Origin of the sequence: Lactobacillus sp. ESL0680, from assembly GCF_029392855.1 — a bacterium.
Lineage (GTDB): Bacteria > Bacillota > Bacilli > Lactobacillales > Lactobacillaceae > Lactobacillus.
Map to the genome: position 1 here is coordinate 214,208 of NZ_CP113945.1, position 22,179 is coordinate 236,386.

Sequence of the window (22,179 nt, forward strand, 5' to 3'; positions counted from 1 at the left end):
TCTATAAAAAGGATTGACAATTTCACGATTATCGTTTAGTGTATTATTAAAGTGATACAATATTTAAAAATAATTACTGGAGGGTCGTATGATGCTTTATCTTTTATATATATTAATTGGCTTGTTAATCATTTTAGTCGTTAACTTAGCAGTAACTGCTTGCTTGACGCTCAAAGATATTTATCAACATCGCGATCAACGCTTAGTGTTTACTAAGGCATTTAAAAAGTATTTTAGTAAAAATAATAATCTGCCAGTAAGCTTAACTGATTGGAAAATGTTATTAAGTTAGAATGCTAGAGCCAAGGGACTTAGTTAGTCTTTAATTAATAAAGTGTATTTTTCTATAACTTTTACTATTGACATTTGGTAAGCTATCGCTTATTCTTAAAGTAATTGAATACGGTTTCTTCGGGGCAGGGTGTAATTCCTGACCGACGGTGACAGCCTTATGGCTGAAGTCCGTGACCCGCGTACATCGCGGTGGAGCTAGTGTGAGTCTAGCACCGACAGTTAAAGTCTGGATGGGAGAAGAACAAATTAAGCTAATATTTGACTCGCGTCGTTTTTGACTGCAGAAATCATATTTGGTTAATAATAAATGGACCTCGTTGAAATAATCAAAGGGGTCTTTTTTTGATATTTAGGAAGTGAAAGTAGTGCAGGATACAGATTATATGCAAATGGCGGTCGATGAAGCATTAAAAGCGCAAGGAATGACGTGGACTAATCCGCTTGTTGGCGCGGTTCTGGTTAAAGATGGCCAAGTCTTAGCAACGGGCTATCACCACCAATATGGTAAAGAGCACGCAGAGATTAACACCTTGTCACATTTAGCTGATCCGAAATTGGCAAAGGGTGCGACCTTGTATGTAACGCTAGAGCCATGCAGTCATTACGGCAAGCAGCCGCCGTGCTGTCAAAAGGTCGTCAATGCAGGTATTAAGCGCGTGGTTGTTGGTCAAGTGGATCCGCATCAAGTTGTTGGCGGCAAGGGAATGAGATATTTAGAAGAGCGTGGCCTTGAAACTGAAGTAATCGGTGGCGTGGAGCAGCTTTATGACCGTTATAACTTTTTCTATCAAAAAAAGCGACCGTTTGTGACCCTCAAGTATGCAATGTCACTTGATGGCAAGATTAATGAAGCTGGGCAAAAGCGCACATTTTTGACAGGTGATAAGGCACAGATTGATGTGCAGAAGTTGCGCTGCAATCGACAGGCAATTTTAATTGGCGCCAACACCTTACGTATTGATGATCCACAGTTAACAGTTAGGATTAAAAATTTGCCAATTCCGCCAATCAGGATTGTCGTCACGCGGGATGCCAATCAACTTGATTTTAATAAGCAATTATTTCAATTGCCAGGACAGATTTGGCTTTTGAGTGAGCAGACGCTAACTAAAAAATTAGGCGAAAACATTGAATGTCTGACAGCTGAAAAGTGGACACCAGAAAAAATTGTGGACTTACTAGGACAACGTGAAATTCAGTCACTGCTAGTTGAGGGCGGCAGTCAAATTCAAGCCGAATTTATTGCCGCTGATTTAGCAGATGAAATTATTGCTTATATTGCGCCGCAAGTTTTGGGTGGTGCCGGCTTACCAGCAGCAGTGGGACCGGCTTTAACTAAAAAACTGCAGTATCAACTTCTTGATGTCCACCAATTAGGTCAAGATGTGCGCATTTGCGCAAGGAGAAAATAAATGTTTACAGGAATAATTCAGGGTACAGGCAAAATTACGCGCTTAGATATTACAGAAAAGCATGCGAAGTTAGGGATTACTTCAGCGAAAATGGCACAAAAAAATCTGCCGCTCGGTGCAAGTATTGCGGTCAACGGTATTTGCTTAACGGTAACTGAATGGAAGAATGATGAGTTTACTGTTGATGTCATGCCAGAAACGATGAAGCGGACAAATATAGGTAAGTTAACCAAGGGCAGCTTAGTAAATTTGGAACCATCTGTTAGTACAAATGGCACGCTTGATGGTCATATTGTTGCTGGGCATGTTGATACAACTGCGGAATTAATTAAGCGCACTGAAACAGAAAATTCGATCGAATTGCGTTTTCAAGTGCCGCACAAGTATGATCCATATATTGTCGAGAAAGGTTCAATTGCAATTGATGGTATTAGTTTGACAGTCACAATGGCAGAAAATGATGTCTTTGGTGTTAGTCTAATCCCATTTACTATTGCGAATACTACTTTAGCCAATTGCCAAGTTGGCGATCACGTTAACATCGAAGTTGACATGATTGGCCGTTATGCAGTTAAGCAAATCCAGGCTTGGAAGAAAGAATTTTAGGAGGATAAAAATGAAGGACGAATTAAACGAAAAAATGGCCAAAATTCTTGACCATCTGAGAAATGGCGGCTTGGTTATTGTGGCAGATTCACCGCAGCGTGAATCTGAAGGTGATATGATCGGTTTAGCAGAAAAGGTAACGCCGCAAATGGTTAACACGATGATTACCAAGGCACGCGGATTGTTATGTGTACCAATGAGTAAAGAATACGCTGACCGTTTGCAGTTAAGTCCACTTGAAACAGGTTCAAATGATACTTTTGGGACCGCCTTTACGATGAGTGTTGATTCAACTGAGACAACAACCGGTATTTCTGCTTTTGACCGGGCTAAGACGATTAAAAAATTGGCAGATCCCGATAGTCAATGGGACGACTTTTATCATCCCGGCCATGTTTTTCCATTAGTTGCTAAAGAAGGCGGCGTTTTGGAGCGGACAGGTCATACTGAAGCCGCACTGGACTTGGCACGTCTAGCTGGAGTTGCCCCAGTTGGCTTTATCTGTGAATGCATTAAAAAAGACGGTACAATGGCACGGCGTAAGGACTTGAAGGCACTAGCAGAAGGCTTAGGCATTCCTTACTTAACAATTGAAGAATTAATTGAATACCGTAAGCGGCAAGAGAATAAGGATTTGGCCATTGAATCTGTTACTAAAGTTGATTTTCCAACTAAATATGGTCATTTCCAACTTGAAGGTTTCAGAGATAATAAGCATCCGGAAAAGCAGCCAACACTATTGATTAGTAAGGGTGAAGTTAAAGCCGGCGAACCGCTTTTACTTCGGCTGCACAGTGAATGCTTAACTGGGGATGTTTTTGGTTCTAAGCGTTGCGATTGTGGTGCGCAATTAGCAGAAGCTTTGACTAGAATTGAAGAAAATGGTTCAGGTGCAGTCTTATACTTGCGTCAAGAAGGCCGCGGAATTGGTCTTGAAAACAAGCTACGTGCATATAAATTGCAGGATGAAGGCATGAACACGGTAGAAGCCAACCAGCAATTAGGCTTGCCAGTTGATGCAAGGCGCTATAATGTTGCCGGCGAAATTTTACGCCAAAAAGGCATCACAGAAGTTAAATTAATGACTAACAATCCAGATAAGGTTGAGCAGCTGGAAAACTTTGGTGTTAAGGTCGTTGAGCGCATTCCCATGGAAGTAGGCCTTACTGAAGAAAACAGACAATACTTGAGTACGAAAAAGCACGAAATGAATCATATTTTAAACGAGGTAGATTAAAATGAAAGAAATTACAGGAAAATTAGTGGCTGGACAAGATAAAAAGATCGGAATTGTCGTTGCCAAATTCAATGGTGTTGTAACTGATCGGCTGCTTAATGGTGCCATAGAGCAGTTAGAGATGTCGGGTGTAGCTAGTGACAATATTGTAGTTGTCCATGTCCCAGGCGCATATGAAATTGCGCGGACAGTTAACTGTTTAGCTAAAAGCGGTAAGGTTGATGGTATTATTGCTTTGGGAGCTGTTATTCGCGGTGAAACTGACCATTATACTTACGTTTGTGAAGGTACCGCATCACAATTAGCGGCATCAACTGCTAATGGCTCAGTGCCGGTAATGTTTGGCGTTTTGATGACCGATACTGTTGCTCAAGCAACTGATCGTGCTGGTGGTAAATCTGGTAATAAGGGTGCTGAATGTGCAACAGATATCTTAGAAGTGTTGAGTTTAGAAGAGCAGATTAATAATTTATAGTACATTACTTACATAAATACATGTTTAAAAGCCATGACTGAGAAGAAGTCATGGCTTTTTTGAGTGATATTAAAATAATTTCATATAATAACTAAAAAGTCAGGTGAAAATTTAATCAATAAGTGAAATACAATAAAAAGGTTTATTTACTATCAATTCCTTTTAAATAAAATTGTAATGTCATTTTATTTTCTGATGGTATTTGATATTGTGAATGAACAGGTGCACCCCAAGAATCATCACCACCAACACCCATTTGTTTTTTAAGAATTCTAATTCGTGTACAGTATGGATTGGGTAATTCAAACTGATGCTTAGCATTTTCAATTTCGTATTCACTATATGGTAATACACTTTGTTCAAACGGTGTGTCAATGCAAGAAAATTGCAGTCCTAATCCTGTATCGTCAGTCACTTTTAGCCAACGTGTTTCGCAATGATTTCCAGCTTCTTGTGGTACAAGATAAGGAGTGAAATTTTTGGATGCTGTTCCGCTATAAATACCTAACTTAGTTCCTTCTTTTCGGTCATTATAATTTTCATCTGGCCCTAAACCATAAAACGTATAGTTGTGATATTGCTTAGGCACTTTAATATCAATACCAAAAGCTGGAATTATGGATAAATTAGTTTGACCTGGATATATAGCAGTAACAAGTAATAATCCCGTACTATCGATTTGATAAGAAATACGAGTTTCAATTACCGGATGTAATGCTAGTTGATAAGTAAATACGATCGATACGGCTGATTTAGTAGTAGAGATTTTAGTATTAACTAATTTTTGGAATTCTCCTGCGATGAGCCATTGGCCTAAATCATGCTGTGCATGACAGCCTTGATCATTATTTGTTGTAGCTCTCCAGAAAGATATTTGTGGAATATCAGAGATAAATTCGTGGCCTTCAAAATTATAAGATGTTAGGCCACCCTGTTCTTTAGAAAATTGCACACTAAAGTTGTTTCCTAGTACGCCAATATTAGTACTGCCTGTGATAATTTTGATATTAGAAGTTAGGGGCGTGGGAACTGGATAATAAGTTTGGATATTATCCTGTTTAAAGGAAATTTCAAAATTTTTGTTAGCCCAAAGACATTTTTCTTTAAGTTGTACAGAAACTTCGGCTGTATATTCGCTTTCTTGATCAAGTTTAATTTGCTTTGTCCAAGCTAGTTCTTGTTCACTTTCAGCTTGTGGTGCAACTATTATGTTGAAATTTTTGGTCCAAATAGTAGATCCATTTTTAAGTATTTTAGCAACAAAATTTAAATTAGAAGTATCAACAAATAAATTACGATTTTGAACACTAAATCCTTTTGAATCAATGGTTATTTGAATATTTGCATAATCTTGTTTAACTTCAGCGGCTTTGGGTGATGCAACTCTATTAGCAAATACAATTCCGTCACCACAGAATTTATAGTCGCTTGGTCGATCATCCCAGTCCCCACCATATGAGATTATCTTTTTCCCATTTTGCGAGCTTAATAGTCCTTGATCCAAATAATCCCAAATGAAACCTCCTTGGTATTCAGGATATTTGTCTTCTAAAGCAGTATATAATTTTAGACCACCGGTTGAATTACCCATAGAATGCATATATTCGCATTGGATAAAAGGCTTTTTAGGGTGCTGTTCAATATATTCAGCTACTTCTTGGGGCTTTAGGTACATTCTTGTATTTATATCTGAATATTCTTGATCAAATCCAGCTCTGAAAAATCCTTCATAATGAACAAGGCGTGAAGAATCGTGTTGGTGGAACCATTCCACACTTTTGACTAGATCTTTACCAGCATAAGATTCATTTCCACAAGACCAAATTAGAATTGCTGGATGATTTTTGTCCCTCTGAAACATTGAATTATCACGATCTAAGACTGCAGGAAGCCATTCAGGATAGTCACCTGGAATGTTCCATTTATCCCCGCTATCGTCAATTTGTAGCCATGAACCATGTGTTTCCAAATTAACTTCATCAATTAAATAGATTCCGTATTCATCGCATAGTTTGTACCACAATGGTTGGTTAGGATAATGAGAAGTTCGAACAGCATTAATATTGTGTTGTTTCATAAACTGGATGTCATATATCATATCTTCTTTAGTTACACTATGACCAAACCGATAGTCAAATTCATGACGATTAATACCTTTAAAAATAATTCGTTGATTATTGAGGTACATAATCCCATCTTTTGTTTCAAATCTTCTAAAACCAATTTCTGTAGTAATAATTTCTGAAGTTGTATTACTAGTTTTTAATTTAAGAATTAAGTGATAAAGATATGGATTTTCTGCACTCCAAAGTTTTGGAGAAGCAATTTTTAGAGTAATATCGTTGATTCTTGATTTTTTGTATATATCATGGCTAATGATATTTCCAACCTGATCTTTTAAAATAATCTGTAAACTAGTAGAAGAATCAAAATTAACCATTGTTGGTATGATTTTTAAGAGACCTTTTTGTAAGTCTGGAGATAATGATGGCAAAGCTGAAAAGTCAGTAATATGAGTTTTAGGAAAAGCTATTAATTCAACACTTCTAAATATTCCTGATAAGCGGATCATGTCTTGATCTTCAAGCCAACTTGCACTGGAATATTTAAAAACGGCAACTGCCAGTTTATTATTGACTGGTTTTAAGTATTTGGTGATATCAAATTCACTAGGAGTAAATGAGTCTTCACTATAGCCAATAAAGTGACCATTTACCCAAACATAAAAAGCAGTTTGTACACCAGCAAAAGAAATATGAACTTCTTTATTAATAAGAGCAGAATTTAAATCAAAATATTTAATATATGCGGCAACTGGATTAAAATGAGTAGGAATTTGTGGTGGAAAAAGTTGTTCGTGTCCGTCCCAAGGATATTGCGTATTAACATATTTTGGTTTATTAAAACCTTGTAATTCTAATTGACCGGGAACCTTAACAAGAGCAAAAGTCGAATCATCAAAATCATTTTGATAAAAATATTTTGGATGTGTATGTAAGTTATTGGCAACATTTACTTTCCAGTTACCATCTAAACTTTGAATTAACTGAGTTTTACCATCTTGCATTTCTTGCTCGTTTTGATAAAAATCAAAGGTTGCATGTGCTGGGCAACAATTAACCCCAAAAATGGTTGGATCTTGTAGCCAATCTAAACTTGGCTTAATGTTTTCTGTATCCATTTTATACCTTTCAAAAAATAAAAAAGGCAAGGCAATTAGAGTTAGCCTTGTCTTTTTTCATTAATTATTAGAATCTTCTACAGGCCATACTTTGGAGTAGTCAACGCCAATAACATCTTTAGTAACTTTTTTAACTTCGTTAGTAGCATCTGCTTTTTTACCGCCAGCACGAAGACGAGCAATCTCATCAACAATGACCTTGTGATTTTTCTTGTTCAATTTATAGAACAGTGAAATGATGAGAGCAATTAAAATTAAAGTACCACTACCGAAAAGGATAACATTTAAAATTGCATTTTGTGTATGCAGTGGTTGAGTAGCTGCATTCTTCATGAAGCCATTATTATCAAGATACATACCAATTACAATTCCAGATAAACCGGAGGTTACACCACGAACAAAACTTACAACTGACTGGAAAGTACCAGCTTTGTTTTCACCAGTAACTAGTTCTCCTAGATCAGGCATAAAAGGATACATGTTCCAAGGTAAGAACCAATCGATTGCTCTAGCAATAATGAAGAATAACATAATAATTGTTAGCATTATGATTGCATTTGCAGGTCTTACTTTTCCTAATGTGTATAAAACAATAAAGGTTATCAAGTCAACTGTGAATGTAATGCTGTAAAGAAATCTTGGACCAAATTTAACTACAGCCCAACCACCAATAATTGTACCGATAAACCCAAGTCCAGCAAAAGACATAATGTAACCAGCAGTAGAAGCATTACTATGTAGGCAATATACCACATAATAAGTAAATACCATGTTCATTACATCAAAACCAGTAAATGATAATAAGTAAATAAAAATTTGTTGAGTATATGCTTTAACTCTGAAAACTTCAAGATAACCTAATAATTGTTTACCAAGTAGCTTCCAGAATGATTGTTTTTCTTCACCATTTGAATCTTTAGTTTCAGTAGCTTTTTTACTACCAGTACTTTCAATTTTGTCTACAGGCATTTCCCAAGTATTAAACGCGGTTAGCCAAAGTCCAAAAAGATAGAAAACAGCAAAGAAAATACCATTAACGGTTAACGCCATTGAACTGTGTTGACCATAAATCTTAAACAATTGAGCTGGAATGAATGATGCAAAAAAGTTAGAAAATGCTGCAAATACAAGTCTAGTTGTTGAAAGCAGAGTCCGTTCTTTAAAATTAGTAGTCATTTCATTTGGTAATGTACTATAAGGAACTGTAATCATCTGCTGAATTAGCAAGAAAGCGAGATAAACGCAGAAGTAGTACCAATATGATAGACCACCGAACCACAGTAAAATGTATGACAAAATAAATGGTGAACCAAAAATTAAGAAGAAGTGGCGTCTACCAAACATTTTGCCTAATTTAGTGTGATAAAAGTTATCGGTAATTCCTCCAGCAACCAGTCCAAATAAGGCAGTTACCCAACTACCAATGGCAATAATTGAGGCTCCTTGAGTAGCTGACAAATTGCAGAATGATGTGTAGAAAAATAACATCCATGCTGATTGAACAGCTTGAGCACCACCACTACTAAAATCTGTTAAACCATAACAAATAGCTGTCCATAACGTGATTTTACGTTTTGTAAATATTCGTTTTGAAAGTTTGTTCATTTTTCTCCTCACTTTAAAAACTAATAGATTATTGTTAAGTGGACTAGATACCTAGCTCACTGTTGGAAGCGAATTCAAATAAAACCCTAGCATTGAAAACCTATTAAATCAAGCAAAATTTTATTGCAAAAATTTAATTATAAAATTGGTCTAGACTAAGTTAACTAGCTTAAATTACTTTAAAACATTAATTTTATTTAGGTTAATTATATTTATTAATCTGTCTAATCTGAATTTGGTACAGTTTAAAAAATATTGAAATAACTAAGTCCATATGATAGATTTATTATAGGAAGCGGTTCCATTGGAAGCTAATTATATTACCAACATATGGGAGAAAAAATGAATATAAAAAATTATGAAGTAGAGGGTCATGAATCCCTTACTGATTTTTTGTTAACGCCTATTAAATATGAACGACAGAGTACAGTTCCTCCGCGTAAATTTAAGGAAGGGTTGCGACCAAGTCCATATGAATATGAGATGGAAGGTATTGATAATGAATATCCCGGTAGAGCCTATTTTTTACAGCATCAAGTAATTGATAAGCAAGATTACGATGATACTGTTGAATATTCGCGGGTATATTCGGGATTTGAAGACGACTTTGTTACCTTATCAAGCGAATTACCAGTACCTACAATATTGAAATGCTGGGCAAAAACATATATTGATTGTACTCAAGAAGTTGAAATTCCTTTTAGAATTTCAACCCCCGGTGGTATAAAGATTTGGGTAAATAAAAAGTTACAAGTTACTTATAAAAACTATACTCGTAATACAACTAAATCTAAAGATACTGTACTTAAATTTGCTAAAGGCTCAAATGAAGTTGTAGTTTATTTTGATGATTTGGGTGAACGTGATGTCGATTTCATCTTCTCTATGATTAATTTGAGTGATCAAAAGTTAATTGGTCATTTGCCACTTACTTATGATGGTGAAAAATTGGTGGAAGCTCAAAATACTTTATCTTCAATCTATTTCTTAAAAGATTACTATGATGATGGTGATATTAAGTTTTTTGTTGATGCCAACATGGACAACAAATTAAGAATTCGATTTAATCCTCCAACAGATGATCCGTATTCTGATATGCAAAGTGGCAATATTACTGAATTTAAGCATAGCGATCATAAAATTGATATTCAGACAGGTAAACATGAATATATTTTAGGAAATACTTTTAAATTCCAATTTGCTTCTTTGACTAGAGTCGAGTTTGGATTATTAATGCCGGATAATTCGTGGGTAACTAGAATTATTACTTTAACAGTCTATAACACAAAGAATTATCAAGATGTTATTTCTGCTAAAACTTTAAATGAGCGTAAACATCAAGCACTAGAATATTATGCTAAACAAAACTTGGATGATATTAATGTCGCAATGGTTAAGATGTATTTGGGACAAGATCTGACTTATGAAGCTGGCCATAAATTACCATTTGAATTAGAGAGTGCTTTAAAGCTAGTTAATACCCATGGTGATTGTTCAGACTTTATTTTAGCTCCATTATTGATGTTCTTATTACAGTATCCTAATAAGGTTCCACAAGCAATTAAGGACGAATTGAAACATATTTGTCTTAATTTCAGATTTTGGATTGATGAGCCGGGTAATGATGTTATGTGGTACTTTAGTGAAAATCATGCATTGTTATTCCATATTGCTCGCTACTTTGCAGGATATCTGTTTCCTGATGAAATATTTAAAGTAAGTGGCAATACAGGTAGCCAACAATATGATCTAGGTAAAAAGCAAATTGAAGATTGGTTTGATGAATTTTTTGAATATGGCTTAGCTGAATGGAACTCACTTACATATATGCCAATTGATTTAATTGGATTCTTTAGTTTATACAATGCAGCACCTGATCAAAATATTAAGAACTTGGCCAAAAAGGCGCTAGATTTTTGTTTCCAAATTATAGCAATGAATTCATATGGCAAAAATTATGCTTCGACATACGGTAGAGTATATGAGCATAATTTGAAAAATATTGCTTTGAGTGAAATTGCTAGTCTTTCTAAAGTTGCATTTAACATCGGTTGTTTTAATGATGCATTAAGAGATGTTGTTCCGTTTGCTTTATCCGATTATGTGCCAAATGAAAAATTAGCACAGTTGTTCGAACCTAAATCTCCACTAAAGTTTGAATACATTCAGGGAATTAATAAGGCACATTCATATATTTACAAAACTCCAGAATACGCAATGGCTAGTGTAATTAATTATCAAGTTGGTAAGCATGGTGTTCAACAACACAATATTAATATTGCCCTAAAGGGAATGGTTAATAATATTTGGATTACTAACCCAGGTGAAAGAAAATTCAGTGGGGATCATAAGCCAAGTTATTGGGCTGGTAATAATAGAATGCCTCAAATTAATCAATATCATAATTATCAATTTATGACTTATAATTTGACCGATGATGATTTACAGTTTATTCATATGTATTATCCGTTTTGGGACTTTGATGAAGAAAAGATAGGTATTAATTGGGTGGCATTTAGAAAAGGAAATGCTGCAGGTTTTGTTCACTTTTCTAATCCTATTAAGCAAACTGAATTTGGTCCGGAAACTAAGCGTGAATTTATTAGTTCAGGACGTAATCATTTTATTTTCTTGACTTGTTTTGAAGTTAATGAAAAATTGCCATCAGAAAAAGAATTAATGGATAGATTTCAAATTGATGATTCTAATAAAACTGTTGAAGCTGATGGCTATCATTTTGAAATTGGAAATCAAAAATTGGTAGTTAATGGTACAGAAGTGCCAACAAAAGAAGCAAAATATTTAAAGATTGGCGATTTTTTGGATGAAGAATAGGCGAATTGCATGAGAGTTCTCTTAGGGACAGATATTGGTGGTACAACAACTAAGTTAGGATTTATTTCTGAGACTGGAACGATTTTAAAAAAATGGTCATTACCAACAATAAAAACTAATAATGAGTTTCAAATGTTAGATGCAATTACTGCTAGTTATAAAAATGAAACAGAACATGATTTTATACTTAGTGGTGTTGGTATTGGTGTACCCGGTTCAGTTAATCCTCAAACTATGGCAGTTTATGATTGTAATAATTTAGGCTGGCATGACAATATTGATATCGCATCTTATGTATCATCAAATTTAAATACACTTGTTAGAGTAGAAAATGATGCTAATGTGGCTGCCTTAGGTGAAATTTGGCGTGGTTCATGTTCATCAAATAATATTCTTTATGTGACACTGGGTACAGGTGTAGGTGCTGGAATTGTTTTAAATGGTAAGTTGGTTTCAGGGTCTCTAGGAGCTGCTGGCGAATTGGGCCATGTGATTGTTGATCCAAATGGTTTTATGTGTAGTTGTGGTAATCGAGGTTGTTTAGAAACTGTTGCATCAGCTACAGGAATAGTCAGATTGTATAAGCATTATTCAAAAAACAGTATTAGTAAAACGACAGCTGAAGAAGTCTTTAATCGGGCTAAAAGCGGTGAACAAATTGCTTTAGAAGTAGTAGATACTGCTTGTGATTTTTTAGGATTAGGGATTGCAAATACAGTGAACTTACTTAATCTTGAAGAAGTGATTATTGGTGGTGGAGTTTCAGCTGCTGGTGAATTTCTAAGAAACAAGATACAAAATTCCATGAAGAAGTACTTATATTTAAATAACAAGGAACATGTTCAACTAAAATTAGCAAGTTTAGGAAATGACGCCGGTATTTTAGGTGCTGCCTATTTAGTAAAAAAATAATTATTTTGGTAAGGAGTTAGATTAATTTGTTAAATAATTGTCTAACTCTTTTATTTAAAATAATTACTAGGAGGTGATCAATTATGGAATCAAACTGTAAAGTTGAGGTTTCTATGCAAACACATGAAGTTAAGTTAATGAATGGTAACATCACTCTTTTGTTTGATAAAAATGGTTTTGCATATTCATTAAAATTTCATGGTCAAGAGTGTTTGGACAATTTGACAGGTGAACCTACCGATCCGGATAGAAATCATAGTTTTTATTGTGATTATCATACCAATGGTAAGACAGTTAATCTAAAACCAAAAAAGATAAAAATAATTGAAAATACAGCAAACATTATTCATATATCTTTTATAGATAATACTCAGGCATTAGGGCTAGCCTATCATTTTATTCTCAAAAAAAGTGAAGACAAGATATATAGTTATGTAAAGGCGTGGAATAATATTGCCCAACCTTTTGCAATTAATGAATTACGAACGGTTTATCGACTGGATCCTAATTTATTTAAGATAGGTTTTAATGGCGAAAGAAGTGGTTTCCAGCCATCATCTAAAGAAATGATGGCTGGAAAAAAGTTACAGGATGAAACCTTTTTAATGAAAAATGGATCACTATATGACAATAGTTTGGTTTATTCTAAGTATGATTATGCTGGTTATTTTAAAGATACTAATGTTTGGGGACAATTTGGTGATAATATCGGCTTATGGATACTGACACCTGATAAAAGCTTTTATAGTTGCGGCCCACTTAATCAAGATTTAATGCTTCATTATGATGGCTTAGTTTTAAATTATTTAGTTAGTGAGCATTTTGGTAAAGGATTATTTACTATTCCTAGCAATTGGTCTAAGGTTTATGGACCTTGGGTTATTTATTTAAATAATGGTTCTGTTAAAGATGCGCAAAATCAGGCTATTCAAGAGAAAAAAGACTTTCCATACCCTTGGCTTAATGAAAAAGATATGATTACAGATTTGGCCAATATTAATGGAAAAATAGATAGTAATATTTCTTCAACTTATAGAATAATTCTTACGACTTCTGATCCATCCAAAGAACCAATAAATCAGCAAAAGTTAGGATTTACTTATGATACTTGCACGCAAATAGATGGTAGCTATTATTTTACTGATATTAAATATGGACATTATTGGCTTTGTGCATACGCAATTGATGGTGCAGATTTTGACACTCATGTTCTTGATGAAATCGAGGTAAATTGTTCACAAATCACCGAAAAGAAGTTTGATCTAAATAGTCACGAAAAAATATTATGGCAAATTGGACAAAGTAGTCATACTACGGCTGGTTTTAAATTTAGCGATCAATTACGTAATTATTGTTGGCAAAATTTGGTTCCAGATAATCTTGATTATGTTATTGGAGAAAGTACAGACTGGTATTATTTGCAAAATGATCGCGGACGATGGCGAATACATTTTGACTTGGAACATAATGAACAAAATGAAAATATAATATTAAGTTTTGCTTTTGCTGGTGTAACAACAAAAAATATGAAAAATGGGTTTAATCCGTTAGTTGAAGTTACGATTAATAAAAAATATAAATTTAGTCATGAATTTAACAATGACCGTTCAGCTTATCGATCCGCGTTAAAAAGTGGAAACTATCATTTATGGCAAATATCATTGAAAGATGAAATCCTACAGTCTCATAATATAATAACGATAAAGACTACTGGCTATATAATGTATGATTCGATTAAGCTTTCTGAAAGAGAGTAAAATTAATGAATTTAGACAAAGAATATGAAAATAAGAAAATTCCGTTTATCAAAAAGTTAGGCTTTTCAAGCTATCAACTAGCAAGTGTAACGGAAACAATGGTAAATACGTGGCAGATGTACTACTATACAACCTTTTTAGGTATTAGTATTGTACTTGTTACTCTAATGTTTACGATCTCTAAGATTATCGGTGCAGTTCTAACACCTATTTATGGTTATATTTCTGATCGGCTTTATCAAACTAAGTTTGGTCGTAAATTTGGTCGACGTAAGTCTATGCTGATATTAGGCATACCGCTTAAATGTATACTTTATATTTTAATGTGGATACCTAATATGCCAACATATATGTATTTTATTTTCTTTATTTTGTACTATATTGCTCAACCACTGCTTACAATGCCACAGTTGACTTTTATGTCAGAAATGACACAAGATTCAGAACAAAGGGCTCAGCTTGTTGGTTTTAATCAAGCAGCTGCAGCAGTTGCTGGAATTTTTGCTTCTTTATTCATCACTTGGATTTTTAAACTGTTAGGACAGAATAATTCGATGAGTTATTTTGTGACGGCTGCAATTTATGATGTTATAGCCTTAATTATGTTAATTTGTTTTTATAAGTCTGTCTATGAAAGGCCATATGACCAATCAACAATAATGGAAACTGAAAAGCAACAGACAGAAGAAAAAGGTTGGCAGAAAATTTCTTTAGTGTTTTGGAATTTCCTATCTTGTTTACGACTTAAGTCATATCTTCTTTATTTAGGTTTATATCTGTCAGAACAAATGTTTAGATCTTTATGGGGCAATATTAATACTTACTTTATTATCTTTGTATTGTTATTGACACCTAACGCTGTTGCGGTTTCTACTAGTGCCGGTTTCATCTTCGGAATTTTATTCTTAATTTTCTTTATGTGGCTTACTGCGAAAACTAATGGTCCATTTACTTATCGAGTAGGTGACTTTGCAACAATTGCGGTGTGTTTAGCAATTATGGCACTTGCAATTTTTAGACCTGCTCACATGACTTTGTTATTTATAATTTTGACAGTACTTCTTAATTTTGCCAAAACGGGAGTAGTTAATTCAACGCAATTCATTTTTACCTTTATTCCAGATATTGATGAAATGGTCACAGGAAAAAGGCGTGAAGGTCAATATTCCGGCGTTAATAATACTTTAGATGTGATTTTTAGTACATTAGAAACTTTAATTCTTGGTTTCTTGCTACAAGCAACAGGATTTGTTGAAAAGTCACATGTTCAAAGTCAAGGAACGGTTAATGCACTTTTGATTTTATATACAGTAGTGCCAATAATATTAGCGATTATCGGTATTATAATTTCGTATTTCTTTAAATTGACAACTACAAACCATCAAATTGTTATTGATGAAATTGCTCGTTTACGTAGTGGTGGCTCAATGGCAGATGTTACCCCTAAAACTAAGAAGGTTGTTGAACAATTGACCGGCTTTAAATATGAAAATTGTTGGGGCAATAATAATGTGATGACATACCATAAAAAATCATAGGAGAAAGCAATGAAAGCTGATTTCAAAGTAAATATAAATGATGTAATTGGTAAAATTGATCCACGTATGTGGGGGTCATTAGTTGAACAATTGGGTCGAGGTGTTTACACAGGAATTTATCAACCAAATCATCCAACAGCTGATGAAAATGGATGTCGCCAAGATGTAATTGCCGCGATTAAGGAACTAAATGTGCCAGTAATTAGATATCCTGGTGGTAACTTTGTTTCTGGTTATAATTGGGAAGATGGTGTTGGCCCCCAAGATAAACGTCCGGTTAGATTAGATTTAGCTTGGAAGACAATAGAAAACAATCAGTTTGGTCTGCATGAATTTATGAATTGGGTACAAAAAATCAATGCTAATGCTGATATGGCAATAAATTTGGGAACTAGGGGAATTGATGCTGCTAGAAATTTAGTAGAATACTGTAATTTTCCTAAAGGAACCTATTGGAGTGATTTGAGAATTAAGAATGGACAAACGGAACCATTTAATATCAAGTTGTGGAGCTTAGGCAATGAAATGGATGGCGATTGGCAAATTGGTCATAAGACTGCTGAAGAATATGGACGCTTAGCTCATGAAACTGCAAAGGCAATGAAAATTGTTGATCCTTCAATTGAATTAATTGCTTGTGGTAGCTCTAGCCATACGATGGCAACTTTTGGTAAGTGGGAAGAAACGGTTTTAGATCATGTTTATGATGATGTTAATTATCTTTCTTTGCACCAATATTATGATAATAATGAACATAATATTAAGAAGTTTTTGGGCTTTTCTGTTGACTTTGATAATTTTATTAATGATGTTGTTGCAATTTGTGATGCGGTAAAGGCTCGTAAACATAAAAATAAGACAATGTATTTAGCCATGGATGAATGGAATGTTTGGTACCATTCTAAAGATGCTGATGCTAAAGCAGATCCTTGGCAAATTGCGCCACATTTATTGGAAGATCATTATAATTTTGCAGATGCATTGGTTGTTGGTGCAATGGCAATGGTACTGATAAATCATGCTGATCGAGTTAAAATTGGTTGTTTGGCACAGCTTGTTAATGTTATTGCACCAATTATGACCAATACTGAGGGAGAGCCTTCAGTTTGGCTGCAATCTATTTTTTATCCATTTATGCAAGTTTCTAATTATGCTCAAGGTGAGGCGTTAAAAGTTGAAGCTAACTGTAAGAGCTATACGGTAGAAAATATGACAGTGCCGTATATTAGCTCAAGTGCGGTATATAATTCTGATAAAAACGAGCTTGTTTTATTTATTGAGAACAAGTCTGATCAGGAGTCCCAATTTAATTATGAATTGACTAGTTGTACGGATGTTAGCTTAGTTGATGCAACTCAATTTTGTGGTTATGATTTGAAACAAACCAATGAAGATCAAGCGATGCAATTAGAAAAATTATCTAAAATTAAAGTAGCTGCAAATAGTATAGCGGGTAAGTTGGGACCATATTCATGGAATATGATTAGATTATCTGCTAACTAAAATAATTATTTTAGTTAAATAGATTAAAAAACAGATTAAGTGTTTTTCGATAACAACTTTTAATCTGTTTTTTTAATGCATTTATTTTTCTATAGGTTTAGCAACTGAAGCTCTTATTTTTAACTTAGGATAGTGAACAATGGATTTAAGTTTTTTCCCGTGAATTAATTTCAAAATCCCTTGCCCTGCTTCTTTGCCAACAGAGGTTCGCTCGTAATTCATCGTCGTTAAACTTGGTGTTAGGTATGCGGCTGAGTCAAAATCATCAAATCCAACCAGTGAAATATCTTCTGGAACCTTTAACTGCATTTTTTTAAGCATATCTAAGACTAATAAGGCCAAACTGTCGTTGTAACAAGCGATTGCTGTGGGCTTCTGACTATCTTTTAAGTAAAAGGCTATTTTTTTGCTGATTGCTTGGAAGGGATCATGAGAATTATACATGATGATACTGCTGTTAGAGAGATTGGAGTTGGTTTCTTGATAAGCTTCTACAAAACCATCCATCCGATGTACTCCTTGAAGATCATCAACTTGAAATATTCCTAATATTCGCTGATGTCCTAGCTTAAGCAGGTACTTGATAAGCTCTGTTTCTGCTTTTTTGTCATCATTTGTGATTGATGGAAAATTCAATTTAGAATATTCCGCATTGATGAATAACAGTGGAATCTTACTTTTAGCAATTCGTTTATAGATATCGAGATTTGGGCTAGTCTTGGCACTTTCACTTGGCTCAATAATTAATCCTGCAACTTGTGAGTCAAGCATTTTAATTAGGCTTTCACGTTCTTTTGAAGGTTGATTATGGGTGTTAGCCAATAGTAAGGAATATTCTTTTTCACTTATTTCATTATCAATCTGTGAAATTATCTTAGGAAAAATATAGTCTGCGATATGGGTGCAGATTAATCCAATTGTTTTACTTTCGGGATTAACCTGCCATTTTTTATTCCAGTCCTGAATAAACATCCCGCTGCCTTGAACCTTATAGATTAGATGCTCATTTTGTAGTTCAGTTAACGCTTTACGAACAGCATAGCGGGATTTGTTAAACTGCTGCATTAATTCAGTTTCAGTTGGTAATTTCTGATTAATTTGAAAGTGGCCAAAGGTTATTTCTTTTTTTAGAGTCTCTTTAATTGTGAGATAATCACTTTTCATTTTAGAAACCTCCATATTTATCCGAATAAATTATATATTACGAAAAATATCATGCTTAAAATAATAGTTTAGCACTTTGTTGATAAATATCAATTAATAAATTTTGAAATTACGCGAAAAAATTTTGGGTAAAAAAATAAAAATATTTTTAATTAGTAAATAAATGTGATATACCAATATATTTTTATTAATAATTATTCGAATGAATTTTAGGAGAGCTTGAATTATACGTATAAATATTATATTATGTAATCGCTTTCTAGAGAGCGTAGCTACATCTCAATTTAATGAGATTAGAAATGGAGATGTGATTTGTTGAATATCACGGATACAGCTGAATTAATTCGGTCAGGAAAAACTGCTTTAGGAATTGAATTTGGTTCAACACAAATTAAAGCAGTGCTAATAGATGGTCAATTTAATCCTATTGCGACAGGTACTTTTCAATGGGAAAACAGTTTAAAAGACGGTATTTGGACGTATGCAGATGAAGAGATTTGGTCAGGATTAAGAGCCAGTTATAAACAGCTTGCAGCTAATGTTAGTAGTAAGTATCATGTTAAGATTGAAAAAATTAATGCGATCGGAATTAGTGCCATGATGCATGGCTATCTAGCATTTGATCAAAAAGATCAATTGCTAGTGCCGTTTAGAACTTGGCGTAATACGATTACTGATGATGCAGCCAGTGAATTAACACGCTTATTTAATTTCAATATCCCACTTCGTTGGAGTATAGCACATTTATACCACGCTATTTTACATGATGAAAAGCATGTAAAGGATATTGCATATATTACAACTTTAGCTGGATATGTTCACTGGAAGTTATCTGGCGAAAAAAGCGTTGGTATTGGTGATGCTTCAGGGATGTTCCCGATTGATCAGACAGGGGACTTTAATTCCAAGATGCTCGAACAATTTGATAACTTGCCACAAGTTATCAAATACCCGTGGAAAATTAGAGATATTTTACCGAAAGTTTTGACTGCAGGACAAGTAGCTGGCCATTTAACTGAAGAAGGTGCTAAGTTGCTTGATCCAACTGGAACACTGCAAAGTGGTAGTATAATGGCACCACCTGAAGGTGACGCTGGTACCGGTATGATCAGTACTAATAGTGTCCGACTTAGAACCGGTAATATTTCTGTTGGCACTTCTGAATTTTCAATGGTAGTTCTGGATAAGCCTCTTAAGAAGGTTCACCGTGATATCGATATTGTAGCAACTCCAGATGGCTTACCAGTAGCTATGGTTCATGTAAATAATTGTTCTTCTGATATTAATGCTTGGGCAGAAATTTTTAAGGAGTTTGCTGAGCGTTTAGGTAGAAACCTATCTGCAGATGAACTGTATAGTACGTTGTTCTTAAATACTACTAAGTCAGACCCAGATGCTGGTGGCATGGTTAATTATAGTTACTTCTCTGGTGAGCCAGTAACCAATACCGATGAAGGTCGGCCAATGCTTGTTAGAACTCCTAACAGTAAATTTACATTAGCAAACTTTATGTTGGCACAACTTTATTCGGCTTATGCTCCGCTTAAGATTGGGATGGATGTTTTGACAGATGAAGAGAATGTCAAGACTGATGTCATGATTGCACAAGGTGGCTTATTTAAAACACCGGTAGTTGGACAGCAAGTATTATCTAATATCTTAAACTTGCCAATTTCCGTCATGCTTAATGCCAGTGTTGGTGGCCCATGGGGCATGGCAGTGCTTGCGCAATACGCTGCACAAAATGAATCAGTCGCATTGGCAGATTATCTCGATAATCAAGTTTTTGTTAATTCAGAAATGATGAGTTTAAGTCCAGAGCCTGAAGGTGTCAAAGGTGCACAAAAGTATATTGATCGCTATAAATTAGCACTAGAACTTGAAAATCAGGCGGAAATACTAAAGGACGAGGAAGAATAGAATGTTAGAACAACTGAAAAAAGAAGTTTATGAAGCTAACATGCAATTACCTAAGCTGGATTTGGTTACCTTTACTTGGGGCAATGTGTCTGGGATTGATCGTGACAGCGGCTTGTTTGTTATCAAACCTTCAGGTGTGGAATATGAACAACTGAAACCCGATGATATGGTGGTGGTTAATCTTAAAGGCGAGGTAGTTGAAGGTACGCTAAACCCATCAAGTGATACGCCGACGCATACTTTCTTGTACAATGCCTTTCCTAAGATTGGCGGTATTGTCCATACCCATTCACCGTGGGCTGTAGCCTTTGCGGCAGCCAAAATGGATATTCCTGCAATGAACACAACTCATGCTGATACCTTTTATAATGCAATTCCGGCAGCTGATGCTTTAACTAAGGTTGAAATTGAGGAAGATTATGAAGGTTACACGGGTCAAGCGATTGTGCGGACATTCAAAGAACGCGGTTTAGATTATGAGGCGACTCCAGGAGCATTGGTCAGTCAACATGGTCCATTCTGCTGGGGTGAGACGCCCAAAAAGGCGGTATATAACGCTAAGGTACTAGAAGTAGTGGCTGAGGAAGATTATCACACTTTGCAACTAACAAGGGCTAATAGTGAATTACCACAATACTTACTGGATAAGCACTATTATCGCAAGCATGGTAAGAATGCCTATTATGGTCAAAATAATGCACAATCACAGACACATGCAAAGAGAAAATAGAAAAATTTTTAAAAAAGGGAGTTAATTAAAATGACAGATACGTATACTAACCCTTTGATTATTCAAAGAGCAGACCCGTTTATTTATAAACATACAGATGGTTATTATTATTTTACGGCTTCAGTACCAGCTTACAACCGGATTGAATTAAGAAGAGCTAGAACTTTGGAAGGCCTAGCTCACGCTGCACCGAGAACGATTTGGCGTAAACATGATGAGGGTGAAATGAGCCAATTAATTTGGGCTCCAGAATTGCATTATATCCAAGGCAAGTGGTTTATTTACTTTGCCGCTGCAGAAACAACCGCTTTTGATGAAAATGGTATGTTCCAGCATAGAATGTTTTGTATTGAATGTGATGAAGATAATCCAATTACAACTGAAGATAAATGGATTGAACGTGGTCGGGTGATGACACCGATGGATAGTTTTTCACTAGATGCTACATGTTTTGAGTATCAAGATAAGCTTTATTATGTTTGGGCACAAAAAGATCCAGATATTAAGGGTAACTCTAATTTATATATAGCAGAAATGGAAAATCCTTGGACACTCAAGACAGATCCAGTAATGCTTTCAAAGCCTGAATATGATTGGGAAACTAGAGGCTTTTGGGTAAATGAAGGTCCAGCAGTAATTCACCATGGTGGCAAGTTCTTCTTAACGTACTCTGCAAGTGCTACAGATGAAAATTATTGTATGGGAATGTTAACTGCTTCTGACGAATCGAATTTATTAGATCCTAAGAGTTGGAGTAAAAATGCTGAACCTGTATTTAGAAGTGATTTAGAGCAAAAACAATATGGTCCAGGCCATAATTCATTTACTAAGGCAGAAGATGGGGAAACAGATGTTTTAGTTTATCATTGTAGAGATTATACCGATATTAAGGGCGATCCATTATATGATCCAAACCGCCATACAAAGGTTCAAACTTTTAGTTGGAATAATGATGGTACGCCAAACTTTGGTAAACCAGTACCATATAACTATAAATAAAGAGGGTAGTA

General features: G+C 34.9%; 16 protein-coding genes and 1 riboswitch. Of the genes, 13 read left to right on the forward strand and 3 right to left on the reverse strand.

All coding sequences use genetic code 11. The annotated features are described in order from the left end of the window. Nucleotides 1–91: 91 nt before the first annotated feature. From OZX58_RS01085 to ribH, 5 genes are all read left to right on the forward strand, one after another. Nucleotides 92–292: a hypothetical protein gene (locus OZX58_RS01085; protein WP_277141700.1), complete on the forward strand. Its 201-nt coding sequence runs from the start codon at nucleotides 92–94 to the stop codon at nucleotides 290–292. Nucleotides 293–403: 111 nt separating this feature from the next. Then, nucleotides 404–540: riboswitch (FMN riboswitch) on the forward strand. Between the two features lie 119 nt (nucleotides 541–659). Then, on the forward strand, nucleotides 660–1,706 hold the full coding sequence (gene ribD, locus OZX58_RS01090; protein ID WP_277141136.1) for a bifunctional diaminohydroxyphosphoribosylaminopyrimidine deaminase/5-amino-6-(5-phosphoribosylamino)uracil reductase RibD: 1,047 nt from the start codon (nucleotides 660–662) through the stop codon (nucleotides 1,704–1,706). Further along, nucleotides 1,707–2,312, forward strand: a complete 606-nt coding sequence (ribE, locus tag OZX58_RS01095) for a riboflavin synthase (RefSeq protein ID WP_277141137.1) — start codon at nucleotides 1,707–1,709, stop codon at nucleotides 2,310–2,312. It abuts the gene before it with no gap. Between the two features lie 10 nt (nucleotides 2,313–2,322). Further along, nucleotides 2,323–3,549, forward strand: a complete 1,227-nt coding sequence (ribA, locus tag OZX58_RS01100) for a GTP cyclohydrolase II (protein WP_277141138.1) — start codon at nucleotides 2,323–2,325, stop codon at nucleotides 3,547–3,549. A gap of 1 nt (nucleotide 3,550) precedes the next feature. Continuing rightward, entirely contained in the window at nucleotides 3,551–4,024 is a 474-nt protein-coding gene (ribH, locus tag OZX58_RS01105) for a 6,7-dimethyl-8-ribityllumazine synthase (RefSeq protein ID WP_277141139.1), read from the forward strand. A gap of 142 nt (nucleotides 4,025–4,166) precedes the next feature. Here ribH and OZX58_RS01110 read toward each other — a convergent pair whose 3' ends face one another. Continuing rightward, nucleotides 4,167–7,205, reverse strand: a complete 3,039-nt coding sequence (locus tag OZX58_RS01110) for a glycoside hydrolase family 2 TIM barrel-domain containing protein (protein WP_277141140.1) — start codon at nucleotides 7,203–7,205, stop codon at nucleotides 4,167–4,169. 60 nt (nucleotides 7,206–7,265) lie between these two features. Further along, complete coding sequence (locus tag OZX58_RS01115) at nucleotides 7,266–8,810, reverse strand: MFS transporter (RefSeq protein WP_277141141.1); 1,545 nt, start codon at nucleotides 8,808–8,810, stop codon at nucleotides 7,266–7,268. Between the two features lie 342 nt (nucleotides 8,811–9,152). Between OZX58_RS01115 and OZX58_RS01120 the strand changes: the two genes are divergently transcribed. The 5 genes from OZX58_RS01120 to OZX58_RS01140 all read left to right on the forward strand — a co-directional run bounded on the left by OZX58_RS01120 (nucleotide 9,153) and on the right by OZX58_RS01140 (nucleotide 17,355). Further along, on the forward strand, nucleotides 9,153–11,645 hold the full coding sequence (locus tag OZX58_RS01120; protein ID WP_277141142.1) for a hypothetical protein: 2,493 nt from the start codon (nucleotides 9,153–9,155) through the stop codon (nucleotides 11,643–11,645). Between the two features lie 9 nt (nucleotides 11,646–11,654). Next, nucleotides 11,655–12,557 (forward strand): ROK family protein, encoded by a 903-nt coding sequence (locus tag OZX58_RS01125; RefSeq protein ID WP_277141143.1) that lies wholly within the window; start codon nucleotides 11,655–11,657, stop codon nucleotides 12,555–12,557. A gap of 83 nt (nucleotides 12,558–12,640) precedes the next feature. Then, entirely contained in the window at nucleotides 12,641–14,314 is a 1,674-nt protein-coding gene (locus OZX58_RS01130; RefSeq protein ID WP_277141144.1) for a polysaccharide lyase family protein, read from the forward strand. A 5-nt stretch (nucleotides 14,315–14,319) separates the two neighbouring features. Further along, entirely contained in the window at nucleotides 14,320–15,852 is a 1,533-nt protein-coding gene (locus OZX58_RS01135; protein ID WP_277141145.1) for an MFS transporter, read from the forward strand. Between the two features lie 9 nt (nucleotides 15,853–15,861). Further along, nucleotides 15,862–17,355: an alpha-N-arabinofuranosidase gene (locus OZX58_RS01140; RefSeq protein ID WP_277141146.1), complete on the forward strand. Its 1,494-nt coding sequence runs from the start codon at nucleotides 15,862–15,864 to the stop codon at nucleotides 17,353–17,355. An 81-nt stretch (nucleotides 17,356–17,436) separates the two neighbouring features. Here OZX58_RS01140 and OZX58_RS01145 read toward each other — a convergent pair whose 3' ends face one another. Continuing rightward, nucleotides 17,437–18,519 (reverse strand): GntR family transcriptional regulator, encoded by a 1,083-nt coding sequence (locus OZX58_RS01145; protein WP_277141147.1) that lies wholly within the window; start codon nucleotides 18,517–18,519, stop codon nucleotides 17,437–17,439. Nucleotides 18,520–18,834: 315 nt separating this feature from the next. Here OZX58_RS01145 and OZX58_RS01150 point away from each other — a divergent pair, with 315 nt between their 5' ends. The 3 genes from OZX58_RS01150 to OZX58_RS01160 are packed head-to-tail and all read left to right on the forward strand — an operon-like array spanning nucleotide 18,835 to nucleotide 22,168. Then, nucleotides 18,835–20,439, forward strand: coding sequence for an FGGY-family carbohydrate kinase (locus OZX58_RS01150; protein WP_277141148.1), 1,605 nt, complete (start codon nucleotides 18,835–18,837; stop codon nucleotides 20,437–20,439). Between the two features lies 1 nt (nucleotide 20,440). Continuing rightward, complete coding sequence (locus tag OZX58_RS01155) at nucleotides 20,441–21,169, forward strand: L-ribulose-5-phosphate 4-epimerase (protein WP_277141149.1); 729 nt, start codon at nucleotides 20,441–20,443, stop codon at nucleotides 21,167–21,169. A 30-nt stretch (nucleotides 21,170–21,199) separates the two neighbouring features. After that, nucleotides 21,200–22,168, forward strand: a complete 969-nt coding sequence (locus tag OZX58_RS01160; protein WP_277141150.1) for a family 43 glycosylhydrolase — start codon at nucleotides 21,200–21,202, stop codon at nucleotides 22,166–22,168. The last annotated feature ends 11 nt before the right edge of the window (nucleotides 22,169–22,179 follow it).

Bases quoted from the DNA above. Each gene is read 5' to 3' on its own strand.
- OZX58_RS01085 (WP_277141700.1), top strand. From the start codon at position 92: ATGCTTTATCTTTTATATATATTAATTGGCTTGTTAATCATTTTAGTC.
- ribE (WP_277141137.1), top strand. From the start codon at position 1,707: ATGTTTACAGGAATAATTCAGGGTACAGGCAAAATTACGCGCTTAGAT.
- ribA (WP_277141138.1), top strand. From the start codon at position 2,323: ATGAAGGACGAATTAAACGAAAAAATGGCCAAAATTCTTGACCATCTG.
- ribH (WP_277141139.1), top strand. From the start codon at position 3,551: ATGAAAGAAATTACAGGAAAATTAGTGGCTGGACAAGATAAAAAGATC.
- OZX58_RS01110 (WP_277141140.1), bottom strand. From the start codon at position 7,205: ATGGATACAGAAAACATTAAGCCAAGTTTAGATTGGCTACAAGATCCA.
- OZX58_RS01115 (WP_277141141.1), bottom strand. From the start codon at position 8,810: ATGAACAAACTTTCAAAACGAATATTTACAAAACGTAAAATCACGTTA.
- OZX58_RS01120 (WP_277141142.1), top strand. From the start codon at position 9,153: ATGAATATAAAAAATTATGAAGTAGAGGGTCATGAATCCCTTACTGAT.
- OZX58_RS01125 (WP_277141143.1), top strand. From the start codon at position 11,655: ATGAGAGTTCTCTTAGGGACAGATATTGGTGGTACAACAACTAAGTTA.
- OZX58_RS01130 (WP_277141144.1), top strand. From the start codon at position 12,641: ATGGAATCAAACTGTAAAGTTGAGGTTTCTATGCAAACACATGAAGTT.
- OZX58_RS01135 (WP_277141145.1), top strand. From the start codon at position 14,320: ATGAATTTAGACAAAGAATATGAAAATAAGAAAATTCCGTTTATCAAA.
- OZX58_RS01140 (WP_277141146.1), top strand. From the start codon at position 15,862: ATGAAAGCTGATTTCAAAGTAAATATAAATGATGTAATTGGTAAAATT.
- OZX58_RS01145 (WP_277141147.1), bottom strand. From the start codon at position 18,519: ATGAAAAGTGATTATCTCACAATTAAAGAGACTCTAAAAAAAGAAATA.
- OZX58_RS01155 (WP_277141149.1), top strand. From the start codon at position 20,441: ATGTTAGAACAACTGAAAAAAGAAGTTTATGAAGCTAACATGCAATTA.
- OZX58_RS01160 (WP_277141150.1), top strand. From the start codon at position 21,200: ATGACAGATACGTATACTAACCCTTTGATTATTCAAAGAGCAGACCCG.